Origin of the sequence: Georgenia sp. EYE_87 (assembly GCF_023148685.1) — a bacterium.
GTDB lineage: Bacteria > Actinomycetota > Actinomycetes > Actinomycetales > Actinomycetaceae > Georgenia.
Genome location: NZ_JAHXNL010000006.1, coordinates 148,743 through 170,443 on the forward strand (window position 1 = coordinate 148,743; position 21,701 = coordinate 170,443).

Here is a 21,701-nt window from a genome sequence, read left to right on the forward strand (position 1 = left end):
GAGCACCGGGACTCAGTCCCGCACGACCCACACCGACTCGGCGGCGGTCAGCCCCACCTCGACGGACCCCGGCCGGCCGGCGACCTGGAGAGTCAGCGTCCCGGCGAAGTCGCGCCGGTCCACCACGTGCAGCTCGGTGTCCAGGGCGACGCCCAGGTCGTCGAAGTACCGCAGCACCTGGGGGTCGGTGTCCGAGATCCGGGCCACGCGCACCCGCGCCCCGCCCGGCACGAGGTGGAGCTGGCCGGCCGGCGGGCTGGGCACCGCGCCGTCGCGGCTCGGGATGGGGTCGCCGTGCGGGTCCCGGTCCGGGTGGCCCAGCCGGGCGTCCAGGGCGTCGACGAGACGGTCGGACACGGCGTGCTCGAGCACCTCGGCCTCGTCGTGGACCTCGTCCCAGCCGTAGCCGAGCTCGGCCACGAGGAACGTCTCGAGGATCCGGTGCCGGCGGACGACGGCGAGCGCCGCGCGCCGTCCGTCCTCGGTGAGCTCGATCGCGCCGTAGCGGGCGTGGCGGAGCAGGCCCTGCGTCGTGAGCTTCTTGACCGCCTCGGAGACGGTCGACGGCGAGAACCCCATCCGTCGCGCGAGCAGCGTGGTGGTGACCGGGTCGTCCGACCACTCCTGCACCGACCAGATGACCTTGAGGTAGTCCTGGTTGGCGGCGGTCAGCTCCTCGATCACGGCGCTCAGGCTACGCGAGCCCGGGCCGGGCGCCGCCGGCGGAGCAGGCCGGCGCGCGGGGCGAGGAGGTAGGCGAGGACGAACGCGGTCCCCTGCGCCAGCACGACCATCGGACCGGAGGCGGTGTCGAGGTAGTAGCTGGCGTAGATGCCGACGACGGCGCACACCGCCGCGAGCGAGGGTGCGAGGAGGAGCATCCGGGAGATCCGGTCGGTCAGCAGGCGGGCGGTGGCACCGGGCACGATGAGCATCGCCACCACGAGCACCACGCCCACCGCCTGGAGGGCGACGACGACCGTGAGGGCGAGCAGGGCCAGCAGCATCGCCCCGAGCCGCCGGGGGTTCAGGCCGATGGCCTGGGCGTGGGTGGGGTCGAAGGCGTAGAGGGTGAGGTCGCGCCGCTTGATCACGAGCACCGCAAGGGTGATCGCGCCGAGCGCGAGGACCTGGGCGAGGTCCGCCGTGGAGACGCCGAGGAGGTTGCCGAACAGGATGTGGTTGAGGTCGGTCTGGCTCGGCACGACCGAGACGAGCACCAGCCCGAGGGCGAACAGCACGGTGAAGACCACGCCGATGGCCGCGTCCTCCCTCAGCACCGACCTGTCCCGCACCACCCCGATCAGCCCGACGGCGAGGAGGCCGAAGACGAGCGCGCCGACGGCGAACGGCGCGCCCAGGAGGTAGGCGAGGACCACGCCGGGCAGGACGGCGTGGGAGACGGCGTCGCCCATGAGGGACCAGCCGATGAGGACCAGCCAGCAGCTCAGCACCCCGCACACCACGGCGGCGACGATCGAGACGACGAACGCGCGCTGCATGAACCCGTAGGCCAGCGGCTCGGCGAGGAGCTCGATCACGACGCCGCCTCCGCAGGGTCGACGCCGAACGCGCGGGCCAGGTTCTCCGGCCGGAGGATCTCCGCGGGCGGGGCGTGCAGGAGCACGCGGCGCTGCAGCAGCACGGCGTCGTCGCAGAGCTCGTCGAGGCTCTGCAGGTCGTGGGTGGAGACCAGGACGGTGCGCCCGTCGGCGGCGAGCTCGCGCAGCAGCGCGGTCAGGGTCGCCTCGGTGCGCCGGTCGACCCCGGCGAACGGCTCGTCGAGCAGCAGCACCCCGGCCTCCTGCGCGAGGCCGCGGGCGACGAACGCCCGCTTGCGCTGCCCGCCGGAGAGCGCGCCGATCTGCCGGTCGGCCAGGTCTGTCAGGTCCACCCGGGCGAGGGCGGCGTCGACGGCGTCGTGGTCGGCCCGGCGGGGGCGGCGCGCGAGGCCGAGGCGGCCGTAGCGGCCCATGAGCACGACGTCGCGCACGGCCACCGGGAACGTCCAGTCGACGTCCTCCGTCTGCGGGACGTACGCCACGACGCCGCGGCGGCGCGCCTGCTCGGTGCTCAGGCCCTGCACGCGGACGTGGCCGGCGTCGGGCCGCACCAGGCCCATGACGGCCTTGAAGAGGGTGGACTTGCCGGAGCCGTTCATGCCGACCAGACCCGTGACGCGGCCGGTGCGAAGGCTGAAGGTGGCGCCGTCGAGGGCGGTCACCGCGCCGTAGCGCACGGTGAGGTCCCGGACCTCCAGGGCGGCGCCGACGACGGCGCGCGGCGGGTCGAGGATCACGGCAGCTCCTCCCCGGTGAGCCCGGCGACGATGGTCACGGCGTCGTGGCGCAGCAGGTCCAGGTAGGTGGGCACCGGGCCGTCCGGCCGGGAGAGAGAGTCGACGTACAGCGTCCCGCCGTAGCGGGCGCCCGTCTCCGCGGCCACCTGCAGCTGGGCGTCCGCGTTGACGGTGGACTCGCAGAAGACCGCCGGCACGTCGTCCTCGCGCACCTGGTCGATGACGGCGGCGACCTGCCGCGGCGTGGACTGGCGCTCCGCGTTGACCGGCCAGAGGTAGGCCTCCTCCAGGCCGGCGTCGCGGGCGAGGTAGGAGAAGGCGCCCTCGCAGGTCACGAGCACCCGGTGCTCCTCGGGCAGCGTGCCCAGCGCCGCGACCAGCCCCTGGCGCACCTCCTCCAGCTCGGCCGCGTACGCGCGCCCGTTCGCCGCGTAGTCCTCGGCGTGCGCCGGGTCGAGGTCGCGCAGCGCGTCCACGATGTTCTCCACGTACACCTGCCCCGCCGCCGGGGACATCCACGCGTGCGGGTTCGTGGTGTCCTCCCGCCCGGCGATCGGGATCGGGTCCACGCCCTCGCTGAGCACCACGCGCTCGGCGTCGACGTCCGCCATGAACTGGTCGAACCACGCCTCGAGACCGAGCCCGTTGTCGAGCACGAGGTCGGCCCCCTGGCCGCGGGTGAGGTCCTCCGGCGTCGGCTCGTAGCCGTGGATCTCCGCGCCGACGTCGGTCACGGACTCCACCCGCACGTGCTCGCCGCCGACGTTGCGCACCATGTCCGCCAGCACCGTGAACGTGGTCAGGACCAGGGGTCGCTCGTCCGCGCCTCCGGCACCGTCCGCCTCGCTCCCGCCGTCCTGCCCGACGGCGGAGCTGCCGTCCGAGGCCGGCTCGCCGACGGCGGAGCCTCCGGCGTCGGGGCCCCGGTCGCCGAGCCCGTAGCCACGGTCACCGCCGCCGTCGCCCGCCGAGCAGCCCGCGAGGGCGCAGGCCCCTGCCAGCAGCGCGGCGACCGCCGACTGTCGGCTACCCGCGGGCGGAAGTTTCGGCATGCCGAAATACTAGGAGCGCCCGGTGGTGCGGACAAGGGTCGCGCGACGTCAGCCGCGGTCGACGGCGTCGGCCTCCACGTCCGCCGGCTCCACGTCCGCCGGCTTGACGTCCGCTGTCTCCACCGCCGGGTCCGCGTCCGCCCAGTCCACCTCGTCGGAGGCGTAGAACGCCCACCCCTGCTCCCGCCACAGGGGGACCTGGGCCGCGAGCCGGCGGGCGAAGTCGTCGAACCCGCCGCCGTCGCGCACGTCCTGCGGGGTCCACGCCACCTCGGCGGCGGCGACCAGCCGGGGCAGCAGCATCGTGAAGAGGTCCTCGCGCGTGGCGACGGTCTCCGTCCACAGCGGGGCCTCCACGCCGCGCACCCGCTCCGGGTCGATCCCGTCGACGTGGGTGTCCGGGTCCCACTCCCAGGACCGGCGCACGTCGACGTACCCGGACCAGTCCAGCCCGAGCGGGAAGTCCGGCGCGTACTTCATGTCGAGGTAGACGTGGTTCGACGGCGACATGATCACGTCGTGCCCGCGGCCGGCCGCCTCCCGCACGCCCGCGGGGTCCAGGGTCGAGGCCCACAGCTGCACGACGGTCCCCTCGGGCAGGTCCGCCCCGGCTGCCTCCTGCCAGACCACGAGGGTCTTGCCCGTGCCGGCGACCACCTGGCCGAGGGCGCCGACGAAGTCCGCGTAGTCCTCCTCGGTGATGGTGTCGACCTCGTCGCCGCCGCCGTGCACGTACGGCCCGGGCGTCAGCTCCGCGAGCTCGGTGAACACGTCGCGCACGAAGGGCAGGGTGGCGGGCTCGTTGAGGGTGACCTTGGAGAACCCGACGTGGGCGCCGGTGAAGGCCGGGGTCGGCTCGCCCGACGGCGTGAGCTCGCCGTAGGCGTGCAGGGCCGCGTTGACGTGGCCGGGGACGTCGATCTCCGGCACGAGGGTGACGCGGCGGTCGGCGGCGTGCTCCAGGAGGTCCTCCCAGTCGGCGCGGGTCAGGAACCCGGCCGCGCCGCCGCCCACCTGCCCGGTGCCCGACAGCTCGGTGAGCAGCGGCCGGGACGCCAGCTCGAGCCGCCACGCCTGGTCGTCGGTCAGGTGCAGGTGCACGGCGTTGAGCTTGTAGACCGCGGCGAGGTCGATGACCTCCTTGAGGACGTCGACGTCGAAGAAGTGGCGGACCACGTCGATCATCACGCCGCGCCAGGCGTAGCGCGGTGCGTCCTCGACGTGCAGCGCGGGCAGCACGGGCGGCTCGCCTCCGCCGGCCCGCTCGGCGGCGGCGCGGAGCAGCTGGACCAGCGTCGTCGCGCCGCGGTAGAGGCCCACGGGCCGGGCGGCACGCAGGAGCACGCGGTCGGCGTCGATGTGCAGCGTGTACGCCTCCTCGGCGGCCGCCTCCCGGGTGAGCGGCCGGGGCCGGGGTGCGGGCGCCGCGCCGTCGCCCGATCCCGAGCCGTCGCGGGAGGCTCCCCCGTCGGCCAGCTCCAGCACGACCGCGGGCCCGTCGCCCGCCGGGCCGTGGACGAGCAGGCTCGGTCCCCCGGACGCCGCGCCCAGGAGGTCCGCGAGACCAGCGAGCGCCGACGCGTCCAGCCGTGCGGCGTCGGGCACCACCAGCCGGACCGGCGCGACGAGACGGAACCCCGGCTCGTCGAGCGGACGCAGGTGGGCTGGGGCGGGGACGAGCGGGAGCATCGGGGACCTCCGTGGACCGGTGCGCGGACGGCGTGCCGCCGACCGGGCGGCCGCCGACGTGCGCCAACGCTACTGGCGCGCCAGGGACGCCCGGCCCACCGGCGCGCGTGGGGCCCGCGCCCGCTCGGCCCGCAGCGCCTCGACCCGGGCCTGGTCCGCCCGCTCCTCCCGGCCCGGGCGCGAGGCGAGCAGGGCCCACAGGATGCAGGTCAGGTCCACGACCTCCTGCATCCACGCCCCGACGATGGCAGGCAGCAGGCCGGCCGCGGCCACGAGCATGAGCGCCACGGAGAACCCGACGCCGATGCCGATGGCCTGCCACGCCACCCGCATGGTGCGCCGGCCGATCTGCACGGCGCGCACGGTCCGGTAGAGGTCGTCGAGGAGGACGACGACGTCGGCGGACTCGCTGGCCGCCGTGGAACCCTTCGCCCCCATCGCCACCCCCACGTCGGCGACGGCGAGAACGGGGGCGTCGTTGACGCCGTCGCCCACCATCATCACGGGGCGCGAGGTGACCGCCCGGAGGGCGTCGACCTTGTGCTCGGGCAGCAGGCCGGCGCGGACGTCGTCGATCCCGATCTCGGCCGCGATGTGTCGTGCGGTCGGCTCGGCGTCACCGGTCAGCATCATGGTGGTGCCCACGCCGGCCCGGTGCAGGCCCGCGAGCGTCTCCACGGTCTCGGCGCGGATCTCGTCGGCGAGGGCGACGACGCCGGCGTAGCAGCCGGCCACGCCCACGTGGACGCCGGTCTGCCCCGGCGGGAGCGCGACGTCCCGCACGCCGCTGACCTCGCCGGCGACGAAGGTGGCCTTGCCGACGACGACGGTGCGCCCACCCACGACGGCGCGCACACCGTGGGCGGTCACCTCCTCGACGTCGGAGGCGGCCTGGACGGGCAGCCGTCGACGGCGCGCCGCCGCCACGATGGCGGCCGCCAGCGGGTGCGACGAGTACTGCTCGACGGCTGCGGCCAGCGAGAGGACCTCGTCCGGGCTGAGGCCGTCGGCGACCTCGACGCGGGCGACGCGGGGGGTGCCGTAGGTGAGGGTGCCGGTCTTGTCGAAGGCGACGGTGCGCACCCGCGCCAGCTGCTCGAGGGTTCCCCCGCCCTTGACGATCACGCCGTTGCTCGCGGAGCGCGACATGCCGGCCATGAAGGCGACCGGCGCGGCGATGATCAGCGGGCACGGGGTGGCGACCACGAGCACCTCGGCGAAGCGGGTCGGATCCCCGGAGAGCGCCCAGGCGAGGCCGGCGATGAGGAACGCGACGGCGGTGAAGGGCACGGCGACGCGGTCGGCGAGACGGACGAACGGGGCCTTGGAGTCCTGCGCCTCGCGGACCAGCTCGACGATGCGCTGGTACTGCGAGTCGGCGGCGGCCGCGGTGACCCGCACGCGCACGGCCTCGCCGCCGTTGACGGAGCCCGAGAGGAGGTCGTCACCGCGGCGGCGGTCGACGGGGAGGGACTCGCCCGTGAGCGAGGACTCGTCGAAGGTGGCGTCGTCGGAGAGGAGGACGCCGTCGACCGGGACGAGCTCGTGCGGCTTGACGAGCACCTCCTCGCCCACGACGAGCTCGGTGACGGCGACGTCGTCGACCGTGCCGTCCGGGAGAAGGCGGTGGCCCACCTGCGGGGCCCGCTCCAGCAGCGCGGACAGCTCGCGTCGCGCCCGCCCGGCGGCGTAGTCCTCGAGGGCCTCGCCGCCGGAGAGCATGAGGCAGACCACGAGCGCCGCCCAGTACTCACCGACGAGCACCGTGGAGACGATGGCCGTGACGGCGAGGATGTCGACGCCGTAGGTGCCGGCGCGCAGGTCCGCGACCATGCCGCGCGCCTGGAGCGCCGCGACGGCGAGCGCGAAGATCGAGACGGCCCACCGGGCGGCGTCGGCCAGGCCGGCGAGCTCGAGCGCACCACCGAGGAGACCCACGAGCAGCGTGGCTGTGACGACCCGGTGGTCGCGGAGGAACCCTACGACGACGGCCATACCTCAGTTGTAGGCCCGATCGGGCCGTCTGTACAGCAAGGTTAGGCTGCCCTGACCCGCAGGATCCTGCGGTTCTCGGGGCGTCGGACAGCGTCCGAGTCACGATCCAGGGCTTGGTCGTCACCATGTCCGCTCCCCCGCTCGCACAGCCCTTCCCACGTCCGCGTCCGATCCTGGCCCGGGGACATGAGAGATCGGAGATCCGAGGATGAGAGGGCTCGCATCGGGCCTCGCCCGGACGGCGTCTCGCGTCCCCCGTCCGGCCGACGACGTCGGGCCGCACCGGGTGTCGCTACGGTGGGCGGGCGACGCCGCCGCCTCCCCCGGCGCGGTCGTCCCCCTCGACCTCCTGGAGCAGATGAATTGAGCAGCTTCGCCCGTCCCTCGAGCCGGCTGCCCGTGTGGCTGCTGCTCGCGGGGATCCTCCTCGTGGCGCTCAACCTCCGCCCGGTGATCACGGCGGTGGGCCCGGTGCTGCCGGTCATCGGCGACGACGCCGGGCTCGGCAGCTCGGCCCTGGGGGTGCTGGCGGCGGTCCCCATCGTCGCGTTCGCCGTCGTCTCTCCCCTGGTGCACCCCCTGGCGCGGCGCTTCGGCGTGGAGCGCACGGTCCTGGTGTCGCTGCTGGTCCTCGCCCTCGGCACGCTGCTGCGGTCCGCCCCCGGGCCGGCCACGAACCTCTGGATCGGGACCGCGCTGGTGGGCGCCACGGTCGCGGTCGGGAACGTGCTGCTGCCGGTGGTGGTGAAGAAGGACTTCCCGCTGCGCGTCCCCGCCACGACCGCGTGGTACGTGGCGACCCAGAGCGTGTTCGCGGCCATCGCCTCCGGGGTCGCCGTCCCGCTGGCGGCCGTGGGGGGCTGGGAGCTGGCGCTGGGGGTGTGGGCCGCGCCGGTGGCGCTCGCCCTCGCCGTGTGGCTGCCCCGGCTGCGCGCGTCCGGGAGAGCCAGGACGAGTGCGCCGGTGCCGGCCGCACACCCGACGGCGGAGGGGGCACCGACGGCGGAGCGGGCGCCGACGGCGGAGGGGGCACCGACGACGGAGCGGGCCTCGACGGCGGACCCCGCGGGGAGCGGCGACCGCAGCGGTCCTGGTGCGGCCCCCGCTCCCCGTGCCCGGCGCGACTCGGTCTACCGGCACCGGCTGGCGTGGCTGGTCGCGGCCTACATGGGACTGCAGTCGACGGTGTTCTACACCCTCCTCAACTGGCTGCCGAGCGTCGAGCAGGACCTCGGCGTGGACGCGGTGACCGCGGGCTGGCACCTCTTCGCGTTCCAGGCCGTGGCCATCGTCGGCAACCTCGCCGTGCCGGCGCTGATGCGCGTGGGCGGGGACCAGCGCGTCGCCACCACCGTCGTCCCGGGACTGGTGATCGTGGCGATGGCGGGCGTGTGGCTGGCGCCGGGCCTGCTGTGGGTATGGATCGTCCTCATCGGCCTGGGCACGGGGTCGGCGTTCGTCGTCGCGCTCTCGCTCGTCGGGCTGCGCGCGGCGGACCCGGCCACGGCGAGCCAGCTCTCGGCCATGTCGCAGGCGCTGGGTTACGGGCTCGCCGCCGCGGGTCTCGTGCTGGCCGGGGTGCTGCGCGACGTCACCGGCCCGGGAGCGACCGTCCTGCTCGTGGTCGGCGTCGTCGCCGTGGCCCAGGTGCTCGTCGGCCTGCGCGTGGGCAGGGCACGGACTCTCCACGTCTGAGCGCGCGCGGTGATACCCCCGGGGCTGTGGCGTCCGCAACGGCGTCCGGCGTACCGTCGTAAGAGCCAGGAATCACCGGTCAGCGACGAAGGCGGGCGAACTGTGATGAGCATGATGGCGGACATGATGAAGTCCATGCACATGCCGGACATGACGGGCATGGACATGACGACGATGCAGGAGTGCATCGAGGCGTGCTCGGCGGCGTCGATGGCCGCGACGATGTGTGCCGACGCGTGCAGCAATGAGAACATGGGGCGTTGCGCCTCCATGTGTATGAACACCGCCGACGTCGCGACGGCGATGATGCGCATGATGATGCGGCCCGGCGGCTACGACACGAGCACCATGACGTCGATGATGTCGGCCTGCATGGCCATGGGCGAGGCGTGCGCGGCGGAGTGCGACATGCACGCCGAGATGTCGGAGCACTGCCGGATCTGCGCCATGGCATGCCGCGCCATGGTGGACGCCTGCTCGAAGGCGATGTCCGGGATGAGGACCGCCTAGCTCGCCCCGCCGTCGGCGCCGACCAGGGGCCGCGCCGAGTACCAGGTGCCTCCGACCGCGACCACCTCGGCGACGGGGTGGATCGCGACGGGCTCGCCGACCTCGGGCGTGGCCCCGGTGACCAGCGTGCCCTCCTGGCCGTCCAGCAGCATGACGGTCAGCGCGCCCGGCCCCTGGGACACGACGAGGCCGTCGCGCCAGGCGCTCGGCGAGGCGTTGGCGACGACCTCCTGGATGGGCAGGACGTCAAAGAGGGTTCGGTTCAGCACGTTGGTTTCCTCGGCTTCGAAGCTCAGTCGGGTCTGGGGCCGACGCCGGGCGCTGGCTGTCGCCAGCTGGAAGCGGTGTCGGATGTGCCACCACGCAGCGGGTGGGGTCGGCGCGCCGCGGTCCAGGCTCTCGCCTGCGGGTGCGCTCGTCAGAGCTGCGGCTGGGTCAGCGACACATTCGACACAGGCGCCGGCGCGTCGACAGCAGGTCGACGGAGCCCGCGGAGTGCGGGCCCACTGGCACTGGCCGGGCCGTGAACATGGGGACGAGTCTGCGGGACGGTCCGGATCGTGTCAATGGATCTCTCGTATGGCGGACACCGGCTCGGTGGGCACCAGTAGCCCCTGCACGCCTCGCGGGGAGAACTGTGACGCTACGGGACGATCTTGACCCCCTCGCCCCGGAGGCTGGCACGGAACCCGTCGTCCTCGACGGCGACGTCCTGGAGCACGAGCCCCTCGGGCAGACCCTCGATATCGTGCTCGATGGTCACGAGCCCACGCACGACGTCGGCGATGGCTCTCGAGAGGAAGTCTGGCCCGCCGAGGTCGATGGAGCGTGGCTCGACAACGAGCCTGCCGGCCTCGACCTCGACCGTGCCGGTGGCGATGACGCGCAGCTCGCGGCCCAGGGCCTCGACGGTGCGGACCACCATGGCCTGGCCGCCGTCGGCGGCGCGCACCACGGTCCCGTCACCGAGCTCGTCGGCGACGACCTCGAACGGCACGGTCGCCTCCACGCTCAGCCGTGCAGCCACGAGACCGTCCGGCCGCGTGACCACGTCCTGCCCGACAGCCCTGACGTCGCGGAGCACCGAGCGAGCGGTCACCACTGTCCCGGCGTCCAGCGCCAGGTCGGCGAGCCACACCTCGTCCTCGCGCAGGTCGGCGGGTGGCTCTGCGCCCGGCGATCGTCCGGCCTCCACCGTCGGCGATGACTCCTTAGCCCCGCCCGCGCCGCCAGGGTCGCTCATCACCCACCAGAGGATCGCGACCGCGACCCCCAGAACCAGGACCATCCCGACGGCACCGATCAGCCAGTCCTTCGCACGTGTCCGATCCATCAGGACAGTCTGACGGCTCGTCGGCTGCGCGCGTGATCCAGACCTGGCGCACGCCGCGCAAAGGTGGCCGCACGAACCCGTCCGCCGTCGCGCAGGTGAGCCGCTCACGTCCGATCGCACGACCGGGATGCGCTGACAGACGACGGTTCTCCCGCATCTGCGGAGAGTGTGTGGGGGGTCAAGGAAGCGTCGCCGCTGCCTCCAGCAGCGCGCGGGTGAAGGAGGCGGTCGGGTGGCGCCACACCCACTCGACCGGGCCTCGTTCGACGATCCGCCCGTCGTGCATGACGGCGACCGTCTCGCAGACCTGCCGGACGACCGCGAGGTCGTGGGAGATGACCACCAGCGCCGTCCCGGTGCGCTCCTGCAGCTCGACGAGCAGGTCCAGGATCGCCGCCTGGACCGTGACGTCGAGCGCGGAGACCGGCTCGTCCAGCACGAGGACGGCCGGCTCGACGGCCAGAGCCCGTGCGATCGCGAGCCGCTGGCGCTGCCCGCCCGACAGCGACCGGGGCCGCCGGCCCAGGACCGACGCCGGCAGCCGCACGAGCTCCAGCAGCTCCGTCGGCGTTCGGCCGCTGCCCGAGGCCCGCAGCGCCGTCCGCAGGATCCGCCCCGCGTCCCAGCGCGGGTCGAAAGAGCCCAGCGGGTCCTGCGGGACGAGGCGGACGAGGTGACGGCGGGTCCGACGGCGCCGCTCGGGCAGCTCGCTCCACGGCGCGCCGGCGAGCTCGACGCTGCCCGCGTCGGGCCGCTCGGCGGCCACGAGCATCCGCGCCAGGGTGGACTTCCCGCTCCCGGACTCCCCCACCACCCCCAGCGCCTCCCCGCGGCGCACGACCAGGTCGACGCCGTCCAGCGCGTTCGCCGTCCCGCCGCCGGGCAGCGGGTAACGGCGGTGCAGCCCGGTCGCGCGCAGCACCTCCGGCTCGCTCGCCGGCACGGGCGGGCGGCGGCGCGCCCCGCGCGGGACGGCGGCCAGCAGGGCCCGGGTGACGTCGTGACCGGGGCTGCCCAGGACGTCGTCGACGCGCCCGGCCTCGACCACGCGACCGCCGTCGAGGACGACGACGTCGTCGGCCAGCCGCGCCACGGCACCGAGGTCGTGGGTCACCAGGAGCACCGCCGTCCCCGCGTCGCGCAGCCGCCCGAGCAGCTCGAGCACGCCGCGGGCCACGGTCGCGTCCAGGGCGGTGGTCGGCTCGTCGGCCACCAGCAACGAGGGTCCGGAGACGATCGCCGAGGCGATGAGGGCCCGCTGGCGCATCCCACCGGACAGCTCGCCGGAGCGCTGCGCGGCGCGGGTGGCCGGCTCGTCCAGGCCGGCGCGCGCGAGGGCCTCCAGCACCCGGCGCCGCCGCTCGGGGCGACCGATCCCGCGCAGCCGGAGCGACTCGCCGACCTCGGCGCCCACCGTGCGCAGCGGGTCCAGCGACTGCAGCGCGTCCTGCAGCACGAAGCCCACCCGCTCGCCGCGCAGCCGGCGCCACTGCCGCTCGTCGGCGCGGGTGACGTCCTGCCCGGCCACCGCGAGGCGCTCGGCCGCGACCGTGGCGGGCGCGCCGCCCTCGCCGGCCAGGCCGACGACGCTGCGCGCCAGCACGGACTTCCCGGCGCCGGACTCCCCGACGACGGCCAGGCACCGTCCGGGCTCCAGCCGCAGGTCGACGCCGCGCAGCACCTCCCCGACCCCGGGGAAGCTCACCGTCAGCCCCGCGACGTCCAGGGCGGCGCTCATGCCGGAGCCACCGCGGTGAGGCGCCGACCGAGGAAGGTCAGCGCGGCGGCCGTCACCGTGATCGCCAGCCCCGGCGCGACCGTCAGCCACCACGCGGTGGTGATGTGCAGCCGGCCGGCGTTGAGCATGGCCCCCCACTCCGGGGACGGCGGCAGGGCGCCCAGCCCGAGGTAGCTCAGGGCCGAGACCCAGACGATCGCCTGCCCGACGCCGAGGGTCGCGACGGCGACGAGCGGCCACACCGTGTTGGGCACCACGTGCCGCACGAACGCCGTCGGGGCGGACGCTCCCTCCAGCCGCGCCGCCCGGACGTACGGGCTCTGCACGACCGCCTGGGCGCGGGCGCGCAGGATGCGGGCGTACCCGGGCGCGGTCGCCAGCCCGACCGCGACCACCGAGGGCCCCACCCCCGCGCCCAGCACCGCCACGAGCAGCAGCGCCAGCACCAGGCTCGGCATGGCGAAGAGCACCTCGATGACCCGGCTGAGCAGGCCGTCGAGCCACCGCGGGCCGACGGCCGCACCGAAGCCGAGGATGACGCCGAGCGCGAGGCCGATGGCGGTGGCCGCCGCCCCGACGCCGAGGGACTGGCCCGCCCCGTGGACCACCCGGGTGTAGACGTCGCGGCCGGAGGCGTCGGTCCCGAGGACGGCCCCGGGGTTCGGGGCCGTGTAGGCCTGCGCCGGGGCGACGGAGGTCGGGTCGCCGGGGGCGAGGAGCGTCGGCCAGAGCGCGGCGAGCAGGACGAGGGCGACGACGGCGGCACTGGCCAGGCCGCCCGGGCCCAGGGTGCGCGCCCACCGAGGCGCGCGCCCGCGCACGGCCCCCTGCCCCGGCCGACCGACGGCGACGTCCCGCGTCACGCGACCACCTCGCCGGCCGGCGCCGTCCGCACGGCCTCGACCCGTTCGCGCAGCCGCGGGTCCACCACCCGCTCGAGCACGTCGGCCACCGTGGTGACGAGGACGTAGCCCAGGGCGATGACGAGCACGACGCCGATGACGAGGGGGACGTCGCGCGAGTGCGTGGCGTCGACGAGCAGCCGGCCCAGGCCCGGCCGGCCGAAAAGGGTCTCGACGACGACGGCGCCGGAGAGCAGCGAGCCGAAGGCCCAGCCGCTGAGCGCGATCGCCGGCAGGGCCGCGTGGCGCAGGGAGTGCCGCCACAGGACCCAGCCCTCCGAGGCCCCGCGGGTGCGCGCCGTCGTCGCGAACGGGGCGGTGTGGGCCTCCTCGAGGCCGTCGCGCATGACCTGACCGAGGAAGCCGGCCACGGGCACGGCCAGGGTGATCGCGGGCAGGAGGAGCGAGCGCAGCGAGTTGTCGCCGCTCGTGGCCGGCAGCCAGCCCGCGCCGCCGGCGAAGACGGCGATGAGCACGGCCCCGAGCCAGAAGTGCGGCGTCACCGAGGCGACGACCTCCCCGGCGCGCAGCAGCCCGACGGCCCGGCGGGCCACGGGGCCGCGGGCCCGGACCGCCGCCGTCGCCACCGCCAGGGCGATGGCCCAGGCGAGCAGGAGCCCGAGCGCCGCCAGCGCGAGGGTGCCACCGAGCTGGTCGCCGACGAGCTCGGCGACGGGGCGGCGTCGGGCGTAGGAGTCCCCGAGCTGGAAGGTGACGGTGCGCGCGAGCTGGAGCAGGTACTGCACCACCAGCGGTTCGTCGAGGGCGTACTCCGCCCGCACGCGGGCCATCGCCTCCTCGCCGGCCTGGGAGCCGGGTCCGCCCAGGATCGCCTCGGAGGGGTCGCCGCCGGCCGCGCGCAGCGCGAAGAACACGACGGTGGCGACCACCCACGCCACGAGCGCCGCCGCGGCGAGGCGCCCCAGCAGCCAGCGCAGCACGGTCATGAGGCGGGTCCCCTCAGGAGGTCAGCCGGGCGTCGACGAAGGTGGGGGTGGACACGGTGCCGAGCGTCCTGACGTCGGTGACCCCGCGGGTGAGGAAGTGGTTCTGCTGGTCGTACAGCGGCAGGATGTAGTAGCCCTCGAGGACGCGCTTCTGGACCTCCGTGTACAGGTCGGCACGCCGCTCGGGGTCGGTGCTGCGGGCCGCCTCGTCGAGGAGGGCGTCCAGCTCGTCGTCGGTCACCTGGGAGAGGTTGGCGAAGTAGCCGCTCGGGGCGGGCACGGTGCTGTCGGAGTGGTAGAGGATCCGCAGCACGTCCGGGCCCACCTTGGTGTACGGGGCGCTGACGGCCTCGTACTGGTTCTCCCCGCCGTCCTCGGGCGCGGCCAGGGCGCCGTACCAGGCGGACAGGTCGAGCGGGGTGAGGACGACCTCGAAGCCCACCTGGCGGGTGTTGGCCTGGATCTGCTCGAAGAGCGACTGCTCGGCGGCGACCGACTGGTTCGTGCTCACGGGGAGGCGCACGGTGAGCCGCTCGCCGTCCCGGACGCGGTACCCCTCGTCGTCGACCTCCGACCAGCCGGCCTCGTCGAGCAGCCGCCCGGCCTCCTCCAGGTCGGTGACGAAGAGCGAGGGGTCCGAGTAGGCCGTCGGCTCGACGCTGGACAGCGGCGAGTGGGAGCGGGTGGCCACGCCCTGGTAGAGCGTCTCGATGCCGGGGTCGACGTCCGCGGAGTAGATGAACGCCTGACGCACCCGGACGTCGTCGAAGGGCGGCTGGGACGAGTTGAGCTCGATCCGGTTGACCGAGCCGGGGCGCGGGGCGTCGATGTGGGTGAACTCCCCTCCGGCCTCGGCGGCGACGATCACCTCGGGCTCGGGGTTGTCGATGACGTGCACCTCGCCGGACTGCAGTGCCGCCCAGCGGGTGGCCGGGTCGGGCAGGAAGCGCCACTCGATCCGCTCCAGGTGCGCGGGGCCGTCGTTCTCGGCCTGGGGGCCGGGCGTGGAGTAGTCCTCGTTGCGCTCGAGGACGACGTGCTGCTGGGGCACCCAGTCCGCGACGACGAAGGGGCCGGTGCCGATCGGTGCGGCGCAGTTCTCCTCCATGCCGCGCGCGATGCCCGCCGGCGACTGCATCGCGGTCCACTGCATCGACAGCGACTCCAGGAGCGCGGAGTCCGGCTCGGACAGGTGGAGGCGCACGTGGGTCTCGTCGACCGGCTCCACCTCGGCGATCTTCTGCACCGCGAGCCAGCCGGTGGACGAGGCGGTGTCCGGGTCCTGGAGGTGCTCGATGTTGACCTTGACCGCCTCGGCGTCCATCGGGGTGCCGTCGGTGAAGGTGACGTCATCGGCGAGGGTCAGGTCCCAGGTCAGGCCGTCGTCGCTGACCTGCCAGTCGGTGGCCAGCCAGGGCTGGATCTCGCCGTCGGCGTCCCGGCCGACGAGCGGCTCGAGGTACTGGGTGCTGATCAGCGCCTGGGGGTAGTTGCCGCCCACGTGCGGGTCGAGGCAGGTGGGCTCGGCGTCGCCGGTGGCGTAGACCAGGGTGCCGCCATCCACGGGCTCCCCCGCGCCGCCCGCGGCGTCGTCGTCACCGCCGCCGCCGCTGCAGGCGGCGAGCACGAGGGCCAGCGCGGCCGCGCCCGCGGCCAGGTGGGCGCCTCGTCGGCCGGGCAGGCGGGCGCCTCGTCGCGCGGGCAGGTCGGAGAGCCGGGCAACGGCCATGGATCGCACCTTCACTGGATTGTTGGGCAGAGACCAACAATATCCCGCGGTCCAGGACCCGGGTCCGTACGATCACGGTGTGAGCACAGGGCGCCGCGCGGGCCGGCCGCGGTCCGCCTCCCGCGAGATCCTGGAGGAGGCGGCCTGCGAGCTGTTCCTCGAGAAGGGTTACGCGGCCACGTCCGTGGCGGACATCACCCAGCGCGCCGGCGTGAGCCGCAACACCTTCTTCAACTACATCCCGACCAAGAGCGACCTGCTGTGGACCTCCGTCGACGACGCGCTGGAGGGCCTGGCCGCCGACCTCGGCGGTGCCGTGCGGGGCAGCGCACCCGACGCGGTTGCCGACATCCGTGCGTCCGACACAGCCCTTGCCGCCCCCCACGCGGTCACCGCGGCCGTGGCCGAGGTCCGTGACGCACTGATCCGCACGGCCGCCGGGCTCGAGCCCGGCACGGTCGTCCTGGCCTTCGCGAACGCCGAGCCGATGGGGGTGACCGAGGAGCTGGAGGCGTCCGCCGCCCGCCGCCAGAGCCGCGCGGGGCGGATCGTCGCGGACCACCTCCGCCGTCGCGGTGCCGACGAGCTCACCGCCGAGGTGCTCGGAAGGGCGCACGCGGGCGCCTTCCTGGCCGCACTGAGGGCCTGGTCGCGCTCAGGCGTGCCGCGCGAGCCGTTCACGGAGGCGCTCACCCGTGCGCTCGACGTCCTCGGCACCGGCCGCCCCGTCAGCTCCTGAGCGACCCCGCACAGACACCACGGGGCTCCGGGGTGCTCACTGAGATGGGTCGGCGCGACCTCGGGACTCTCGGCCCACGAGGCAGATGTAAATATTTCTTGACATCAGCCGCACGGTCGACCTACGCTCCCCAATGTCAAACATTTCTGACATTGGGGAGCGGGCGATGGTCTACGAAGAGCGCAACATGTGGTCAAGCCTCATCGTGAGTGTGATCGGCGTGATCGTGTACGTCGTCGTCGTGCTGCAGGAGGCGGCGGGGCGTCCGCTCACGGAGGTCGGCTGGTGGCCGGTCATGCTCTGGACGATCGGTGGCAGCATCGTCGCCGCCATAGTGGTGAGCGTGGTCTGGGGGATCGTCGCGGGCACGCGCGACCCCGACGGAGTCGGCAGGTCCGACGAACGCGACCGTGAGATCTCGCGCATGGGCTCGCGCGTCGGCCAGTCCTTCCTCGTGATCGCCGGTCTCGGAGTGATCGTGCTGTGCGGCCTTCAGGCCCACTGGTTCTGGATCGCGAACACGATGTTCTTCGGCTTCGCCCTCTCGGCCATCGTCGGCGGCATCGCGGGCGTGACCGCCTACCGGCGAGGACTGGTCTGATGGTCAGGCCCACGAAGGTCACCAACTCGATACGCGCCGTTCGGGAGGGAGCCGGGATGACGCAGGCCGAACTCGCTAGGCAGATCGGTGTCACGCGCCAGACCCTCATCGCGATCGAGCAGGGCAAGTACTCCCCGACCCTCGAGCTCGCCTTCCAGATCTCCCGCGTCTTCGGCCTTGGCCTCGACGACCTCTTCCAGTACCCGGAGGCATGACATGACCGACAAGACGGAAGCCACGGCGCGGACCATGACGGCGTGGCGGCAGACCGAGTACGGCGGGCCGGAGGTTGTCCGTGCCGAGCAGATGCCGGTCCCGAGCCCGGGGCGCGGAGAGGTGCTGGTCGGGATCGGCGCGACTGTGCTCAACGCCGCAGACGTCCGCCTGCTGCGCGGTGACCCGTTGCTGCTGCGTCTCGCGTTCGGGATCCGCCGACCGAAGCAGCCCGGAAGGGGTACGGACGCCGCGGGCACCGTCCATGCCGTCGGTGAGGACGTGTCCGGGCTGGCGGTAGGCGACGAGGTGGTGGGTGAGCTTCCCGGCGGGGCGCTTGCCGAGTACGCCGTCTCCCCCGCCGCGCGGCTGGTGCGCCGCCCCGCCGGCCTCGCCCCGGCGACGGCGGCCGCGCTGCCGATGGCCGCAGGCACGGCGTGGCAGGCGTTGGAGCGGGCGGGGGTGACCGCTGACTCAGTCGGTCTTCGCGTTCTCGTGATCGGGGCGTCGGGCGGCGTCGGCACCTTCACGGTGCAACTCGCTGCGATGAGGAGTGCAGAGGTCTGGGCGCTGTGCGGCGAGGGCAACCGCTCGCTTGTCGAGCGGTTGGGCGCCGCACGCACCTTCGACCACCGCTCCACGGCCGTCGAGGAGCTCCCCGAGGCATCCTTCGACGCGATCATCGACATCGCCGGGACCGCTCCGCTCCGCGCGCTGCGCCGGTTGCTCGTGACGGGCGGAACGCTCGTGATGGTGGCGGGCCTCGGTGGCCGGGTGCTGGGTCCGATACCGCGGATCCTGCAGGCTGTCCTGCTCTCTGTCGGAGCGAAGCGTCGTCTCCGTCCGCTGGTCGCCGTCCCGAAACCCGAGGTACTCGCCGAGCTCGTCGCGCTCGCCGCAGAGGGCCGTATCACGCCGGTGATCGAGCGGACGTGGCCGTTGACCGAGGCACGCGAGGCGCTCACCCATGTCGACGCCGGCCACACGGTCGGCAAGGTGATCGTGGTCCCCGGACACTGAGCTCGCTGGCGTTCCGGCGTCGGGCGGGAGAACCATGCACCGCGTCCGTGAGGCTCGCGGTGAGAGCAGTCCGGAACGCCGACGAGGGTGGGGCGCCGCAGCTCGGCACCCCACCCTCGTCGTCGCGACCGAGAGACGTCCGCCCGATCAGGCGAGCTGCGGCTCGCGCTCGACGGCGCTGATCTCGTCGGGCTGGGCCCGCTCCTCGCGGGAGGCGAGGTAGGAGGCGATCGCGAACCGTTTCGCCGCGGGCCTGCTGACGATGCCGATCATCGGGCCGTTCTCGCCGCGGGCCACCGGCACCTTCTTAAGGTGCTGTCGGACAGCCCTGCGACGGCGTCGGCGATCGAGTCGTTCGCGTCCACCGTGACGACCTCGTGGATGGCCAGGCGCAGGTCCGCCAGGGCGTCCTCCAGATCGGCGGACTCGCCGATCCCACACGCCGATGGCGAGCGAGGTGCCCAGGCATCCGGCGATCTGGAAGCTGGTGCTGACCACGGTCACGCCGTGAAATTGCTCTGCCGGCCCAGGCTAGACAGCGCGAAGGTTGCGAGGGGCCGATGACAAATGAGGATGCCGGGGCCCAGTGTCACACCCGTGGCACGATCGCGTCCGCCGGCAAGTCGCCAGCAACCGACGTGGAAGCCGCGCGGAATCTGTCCCGGCCTACGAACCGCTGCGGGCAGCACGCGGGCTGCGCGTGGACGGCGCGTCTCCTTGGGTCGCCGCCGGCTCCGCCTCGCCCCCATGGATCTCAGCCGCAGCGATCACCTCTAGCGTGCGCGTGTAGTGCTCGCGCAGGAGCTGGCCCGCGAGCGCACTGTCGCGCGCCAGCACGGCGTCGAGGATCGCCTTGTGCTCCCCTTCGATGTCGCGCGACTCGGCCTTCGATGTCGGTGCGACCATCTGCCGGTACAGCAGCGTGCTGTCCGCGAGCATCGCGGCGAGGTCAGTCAGCACCTCGAGCCCGCACGGCTCGAGCAGCTTGGCATGGAACGCACGGTGCGCGACGAACCAGGCGTCGTTGACGTGGTGCGGATCGTCCGATCGGCGGCGCGGTGTGCGCTCAAGGGTGTGATGGCTGGCCATGAGCGCGGACTCCCAGCTGAGGTCGCCGCGCTCGATGGCGAGGGAGATGCCGTACTCCTCGACGCGGCAGCGGAGTTCATTGATGTCTCGGAGCTCGTCAAGGCTGTACTCGGCGACGAAGAACCCGCGGTTGGGCCGCACCTGGACCAGCCGCTCCCCGGCGAGCCGCGTCAGTGCCTCACGCACCACCGTGGTGCTCGTCGAGTACAGCTCCGAGAGCTGCGCCACCTGGAGCTTCGCGCCGGGTCGCCACCGTGCCGCCAGGATGTCAGAGCGCAGGAGCTCACGAATCTCGCCGCCCATGGTCTCCCAATGCGTTCCGCGCGCCATGGGTACAATGTATCAGCAAGCACGAAAAATATTCATGGGCGCTCCTCCGGATCGCCGAGGACTTCCCGACGGGTGGCGGAGCAGGACCGATCTGACGGCGGGCCGCGCACGCGGCAACTCCGAGACGGGAGGGGTCAGGCAAGCTCCACGGGAAATGCCCCGTGCGAGCGGAAGTCCTCACCGTTGTAGACGCCCCACCTGTTGAACCAGGTGCGGTCGTCGGCCGACCACTCGATGGGTGGGCGAAGCTCGTCGTGAATCTGCTCAAGGTCGGTGTACAGCTCCACCACGGTGCCGTTCGGTTCCACGTAGTACGCAGCAATGTTGTGGCCGGCGCCGTGCCGGACGGGGCCCCAAATGAGCCGGCGGCCGAGCGCGAAGAGACGGTCACCGAGCCGGCCGAGGTCCGCGATCGACTGCGTCTGCCACGCGTGGTGGTGCAGCGACCCCCGGCCCTTGATGATCGCGACCCCGTGATGGTCGGCGTTGCACCGCAGGAAGTAGGCGAAGTTCTGGCCGATGACATCAGAGACCTTGAAGCCGAGGAACTCCACGAGGAAGTCTTTCATCGCCCTCGCGTCCTGCGGGTGGATGTTGATGTGGCCGTACCGGTCCGGCCCGAACGACGCGGGCCCGTGCCGGTGGCCCGCCATCCCGGTGTAGATGTGGAACACGTAGTTCTCCGGACCGACGAATGCGAAGCCCTCGCCTATGGCCTCCTCGAACGGCGAGCGCGTGATGATCCGGAACCGCCCCGCCTCGACCTTCTTGCGGATGACCTCCAAGGACTCCGCACTCTCCGCGACGAGACCGATGTGGTCGATCCCGTCGGCATCGCCTTTGACGTAGACCAGCTCGTGGTGACGGTCGGCCGCCGCCAGGTACGCGCGGTCGCCCGAGTCACGCGTCAGCCGCAGGCCGAGCACCTCCGTCGCAAGCTGGAGGGACTCCTCGTACGCACGGGTGCGCATCGCCAGGTATCCCATCTCCGAGACAGCGCCGAGAGCCATCGGCCTCCTCCTTCGTGAACGTTTCCATGGTCCGCGCCACAACTCCACGGCCCGCACACGACGTCGTATGCGCCCCCGCCGACCCACGGCGATAATGCACTCTAGACTAGGGAACGCACTACTGGAACACCAAGGCGCCGCACTACCGCCTCTCGGCGCGAGCGGCAGCGGGCGCTGACTCGCCGGCGTAGCGCTCGACCAGTGCCTCCATCGCAGTCGCCGACAGATCCGCCATCTCGGCGAAGTCGATGTCGTCGCCGGCAGCAGCCGCGATGTAGAAGCCGTCGGTGAGCGCACGCCCGAGGGTCACGACCTTCCGTGCGAGCTGAGGCTCACGGGCGAGTGCGCCCGGCGGCATCGTGCGTTCCACCTGGGCGACCATGAGTTCGAACATCTCCTCGCGAATCTGGAGGTACTTCTGACGCGCCCGGTTGCCCTCCAGCCGCTTCTCCAGCGCGAACAGCAGGGCGATGACCCAGAACGCCTCCTTGGTGTTCTTCGGGTCAACGGAGCGTGCGGCCGACTCGCCGATGCTCCGGCGCAACACGGCACGGTTGTCCGGGAGCTCGTGGTCCTTCTTCCAGATGTCGAAGCAGTACTCGATGAGCGCGGCGAAAAGTTGTTCCTTGCTCTCGAAATGCCAGTACACGGAACCGACCGGCAGGCCTGAGACGCGCGCGACGTCGGCCATCGTCGTGCCTTCGTACCCCGCCTCCACGGCCAGGGCGAGCACGGCCTCGAGGATTGCCCGCTCGTTCTCGGGCGTTGACTTGTGCGCATGTCGTCGCCGAACCATCCCGCGCCTCCCTC

At 73.3% G+C, this 21,701-nt stretch carries 23 protein-coding genes; 7 read left to right on the forward strand and 16 right to left on the reverse strand.

Going from position 1 to position 21,701, the window contains the following annotated elements; genetic code table 11:
• Positions 1-12 precede the first annotated feature (12 nt).
• The 6 genes from KZX45_RS10855 to KZX45_RS10880 all read right to left on the reverse strand — a co-directional run bounded on the left by KZX45_RS10855 (position 13) and on the right by KZX45_RS10880 (position 7,035).
• Positions 13-693 carry a metal-dependent transcriptional regulator gene (locus KZX45_RS10855; protein ID WP_248257830.1) on the reverse strand — a complete coding sequence of 227 codons (681 nt, stop codon included), beginning with the start codon at positions 691-693 and terminating at the stop codon, positions 13-15.
• Positions 690-1,538, reverse strand: coding sequence for a metal ABC transporter permease (locus tag KZX45_RS10860; RefSeq protein WP_248257831.1), 849 nt, complete (start codon positions 1,536-1,538; stop codon positions 690-692). The genes KZX45_RS10855 and KZX45_RS10860 overlap by 4 nt, the downstream gene beginning before the upstream one ends.
• A complete protein-coding gene (locus KZX45_RS10865) occupies positions 1,538-2,299 on the reverse strand; it encodes a metal ABC transporter ATP-binding protein (RefSeq protein WP_248257744.1) in 762 nt (253 codons plus the stop codon). Before KZX45_RS10865 ends, KZX45_RS10860 begins: the two co-directional genes overlap by 1 nt.
• Positions 2,296-3,351: a metal ABC transporter substrate-binding protein gene (locus KZX45_RS10870; RefSeq protein WP_248257745.1), complete on the reverse strand. Its 1,056-nt coding sequence runs from the start codon at positions 3,349-3,351 to the stop codon at positions 2,296-2,298. The genes KZX45_RS10865 and KZX45_RS10870 overlap by 4 nt, the downstream gene beginning before the upstream one ends.
• 48 nt (positions 3,352-3,399) lie before the next feature.
• The gene (locus KZX45_RS10875; RefSeq protein WP_248257746.1) at positions 3,400-5,040 is read right to left on the reverse strand and encodes a family 20 glycosylhydrolase; all 1,641 of its coding nucleotides are present in this window, start codon (positions 5,038-5,040) and stop codon (positions 3,400-3,402) included.
• 69 nt (positions 5,041-5,109) lie between these two features.
• The gene (locus tag KZX45_RS10880; protein WP_248257747.1) at positions 5,110-7,035 is read right to left on the reverse strand and encodes a heavy metal translocating P-type ATPase; all 1,926 of its coding nucleotides are present in this window, start codon (positions 7,033-7,035) and stop codon (positions 5,110-5,112) included.
• Positions 7,036-7,243: 208 nt separating this feature from the next.
• On the opposite strand from KZX45_RS10880, the gene KZX45_RS10885 reads away from it, so the two are divergent.
• The 3 genes from KZX45_RS10885 (at position 7,244) to KZX45_RS10895 (ending at position 9,240) form a co-directional block, all read left to right on the forward strand.
• The gene (locus KZX45_RS10885; protein WP_248257748.1) at positions 7,244-7,402 is read left to right on the forward strand and encodes a hypothetical protein; all 159 of its coding nucleotides are present in this window, start codon (positions 7,244-7,246) and stop codon (positions 7,400-7,402) included.
• Complete coding sequence (locus tag KZX45_RS10890) at positions 7,399-8,730, forward strand: MFS transporter (protein ID WP_248257749.1); 1,332 nt, start codon at positions 7,399-7,401, stop codon at positions 8,728-8,730. The genes KZX45_RS10885 and KZX45_RS10890 overlap by 4 nt, the downstream gene beginning before the upstream one ends.
• Positions 8,731-8,835: 105 nt before the next feature.
• On the forward strand, positions 8,836-9,240 hold the full coding sequence (locus KZX45_RS10895; protein WP_248257750.1) for an aldehyde dehydrogenase: 405 nt from the start codon (positions 8,836-8,838) through the stop codon (positions 9,238-9,240).
• Here the strand turns inward: KZX45_RS10895 and KZX45_RS10900 are convergent.
• The 6 genes from KZX45_RS10900 to KZX45_RS10925 all read right to left on the reverse strand — a co-directional run bounded on the left by KZX45_RS10900 (position 9,237) and on the right by KZX45_RS10925 (position 15,889).
• Entirely contained in the window at positions 9,237-9,509 is a 273-nt protein-coding gene (locus KZX45_RS10900) for a nuclease (protein ID WP_248257751.1), read from the reverse strand. The genes KZX45_RS10895 and KZX45_RS10900 overlap by 4 nt on opposite strands.
• Before the next feature lie 374 nt (positions 9,510-9,883).
• On the reverse strand, positions 9,884-10,573 hold the full coding sequence (locus KZX45_RS10905) for an LmeA family phospholipid-binding protein (RefSeq protein ID WP_248257752.1): 690 nt from the start codon (positions 10,571-10,573) through the stop codon (positions 9,884-9,886).
• A 178-nt stretch (positions 10,574-10,751) separates the two neighbouring features.
• Positions 10,752-12,311 carry an ABC transporter ATP-binding protein gene (locus tag KZX45_RS10910; RefSeq protein ID WP_248257753.1) on the reverse strand — a complete coding sequence of 520 codons (1,560 nt, stop codon included), beginning with the start codon at positions 12,309-12,311 and terminating at the stop codon, positions 10,752-10,754.
• Positions 12,308-13,174 carry an ABC transporter permease gene (locus KZX45_RS10915; protein WP_248257754.1) on the reverse strand — a complete coding sequence of 289 codons (867 nt, stop codon included), beginning with the start codon at positions 13,172-13,174 and terminating at the stop codon, positions 12,308-12,310. The genes KZX45_RS10910 and KZX45_RS10915 overlap by 4 nt, the downstream gene beginning before the upstream one ends.
• On the reverse strand, positions 13,171-14,160 hold the full coding sequence (locus tag KZX45_RS10920) for an ABC transporter permease (protein ID WP_248257755.1): 990 nt from the start codon (positions 14,158-14,160) through the stop codon (positions 13,171-13,173). Before KZX45_RS10920 ends, KZX45_RS10915 begins: the two co-directional genes overlap by 4 nt.
• A gap of 13 nt (positions 14,161-14,173) precedes the next feature.
• Positions 14,174-15,889, reverse strand: coding sequence for an ABC transporter substrate-binding protein (locus tag KZX45_RS10925; RefSeq protein ID WP_248257756.1), 1,716 nt, complete (start codon positions 15,887-15,889; stop codon positions 14,174-14,176).
• Positions 15,890-15,968: 79 nt separating this feature from the next.
• On the opposite strand from KZX45_RS10925, the gene KZX45_RS10930 reads away from it, so the two are divergent.
• From KZX45_RS10930 to KZX45_RS10945, 4 genes are all read left to right on the forward strand, one after another.
• Positions 15,969-16,628, forward strand: coding sequence for a TetR/AcrR family transcriptional regulator (locus KZX45_RS10930; RefSeq protein ID WP_248257757.1), 660 nt, complete (start codon positions 15,969-15,971; stop codon positions 16,626-16,628).
• Positions 16,629-16,794: 166 nt separating this feature from the next.
• Entirely contained in the window at positions 16,795-17,229 is a 435-nt protein-coding gene (locus KZX45_RS10935) for a hypothetical protein (RefSeq protein ID WP_248257758.1), read from the forward strand.
• On the forward strand, positions 17,229-17,444 hold the full coding sequence (locus tag KZX45_RS10940) for a helix-turn-helix transcriptional regulator (RefSeq protein ID WP_248257759.1): 216 nt from the start codon (positions 17,229-17,231) through the stop codon (positions 17,442-17,444). Before KZX45_RS10935 ends, KZX45_RS10940 begins: the two co-directional genes overlap by 1 nt.
• A 1-nt stretch (position 17,445) precedes the next feature.
• Positions 17,446-18,462 carry an NAD(P)-dependent alcohol dehydrogenase gene (locus KZX45_RS10945; protein WP_248257760.1) on the forward strand — a complete coding sequence of 339 codons (1,017 nt, stop codon included), beginning with the start codon at positions 17,446-17,448 and terminating at the stop codon, positions 18,460-18,462.
• Between the two features lie 147 nt (positions 18,463-18,609).
• Here the strand turns inward: KZX45_RS10945 and KZX45_RS10950 are convergent, their stop codons facing one another.
• The 4 genes from KZX45_RS10950 to KZX45_RS10965 form a co-directional block, all read right to left on the reverse strand.
• Positions 18,610-18,759 carry a hypothetical protein gene (locus KZX45_RS10950; protein ID WP_248257761.1) on the reverse strand — a complete coding sequence of 50 codons (150 nt, stop codon included), beginning with the start codon at positions 18,757-18,759 and terminating at the stop codon, positions 18,610-18,612.
• A 369-nt stretch (positions 18,760-19,128) separates the two neighbouring features.
• The gene (locus tag KZX45_RS10955; protein WP_248257762.1) at positions 19,129-19,881 is read right to left on the reverse strand and encodes a GntR family transcriptional regulator; all 753 of its coding nucleotides are present in this window, start codon (positions 19,879-19,881) and stop codon (positions 19,129-19,131) included.
• 134 nt (positions 19,882-20,015) lie between these two features.
• Entirely contained in the window at positions 20,016-20,891 is an 876-nt protein-coding gene (locus tag KZX45_RS10960; protein ID WP_248257763.1) for a VOC family protein, read from the reverse strand.
• A 142-nt stretch (positions 20,892-21,033) separates the two neighbouring features.
• Positions 21,034-21,624 carry a TetR/AcrR family transcriptional regulator gene (locus KZX45_RS10965; RefSeq protein ID WP_248257764.1) on the reverse strand — a complete coding sequence of 197 codons (591 nt, stop codon included), beginning with the start codon at positions 21,622-21,624 and terminating at the stop codon, positions 21,034-21,036.
• Positions 21,625-21,701 lie beyond the last annotated feature (77 nt).

Coding starts and splice junctions, on each gene's coding strand:
- KZX45_RS10870 (WP_248257745.1), bottom strand. CDS start 3,351: ATGCCGAAACTTCCGCCCGCGGGTAGCCGACAGTCGGCGGTCGCCGCG.
- KZX45_RS10875 (WP_248257746.1), bottom strand. CDS start 5,040: ATGCTCCCGCTCGTCCCCGCCCCAGCCCACCTGCGTCCGCTCGACGAG.
- KZX45_RS10880 (WP_248257747.1), bottom strand. CDS start 7,035: ATGGCCGTCGTCGTAGGGTTCCTCCGCGACCACCGGGTCGTCACAGCC.
- KZX45_RS10885 (WP_248257748.1), top strand. CDS start 7,244: ATGAGAGGGCTCGCATCGGGCCTCGCCCGGACGGCGTCTCGCGTCCCC.
- KZX45_RS10895 (WP_248257750.1), top strand. CDS start 8,836: ATGAGCATGATGGCGGACATGATGAAGTCCATGCACATGCCGGACATG.
- KZX45_RS10905 (WP_248257752.1), bottom strand. CDS start 10,573: ATGGATCGGACACGTGCGAAGGACTGGCTGATCGGTGCCGTCGGGATG.
- KZX45_RS10910 (WP_248257753.1), bottom strand. CDS start 12,311: ATGAGCGCCGCCCTGGACGTCGCGGGGCTGACGGTGAGCTTCCCCGGG.
- KZX45_RS10920 (WP_248257755.1), bottom strand. CDS start 14,160: ATGACCGTGCTGCGCTGGCTGCTGGGGCGCCTCGCCGCGGCGGCGCTC.
- KZX45_RS10925 (WP_248257756.1), bottom strand. CDS start 15,889: ATGGCCGTTGCCCGGCTCTCCGACCTGCCCGCGCGACGAGGCGCCCGC.
- KZX45_RS10935 (WP_248257758.1), top strand. CDS start 16,795: ATGGTCTACGAAGAGCGCAACATGTGGTCAAGCCTCATCGTGAGTGTG.
- KZX45_RS10940 (WP_248257759.1), top strand. CDS start 17,229: ATGGTCAGGCCCACGAAGGTCACCAACTCGATACGCGCCGTTCGGGAG.
- KZX45_RS10945 (WP_248257760.1), top strand. CDS start 17,446: ATGACCGACAAGACGGAAGCCACGGCGCGGACCATGACGGCGTGGCGG.
- KZX45_RS10955 (WP_248257762.1), bottom strand. CDS start 19,881: ATGGCGCGCGGAACGCATTGGGAGACCATGGGCGGCGAGATTCGTGAG.
- KZX45_RS10960 (WP_248257763.1), bottom strand. CDS start 20,891: ATGGCTCTCGGCGCTGTCTCGGAGATGGGATACCTGGCGATGCGCACC.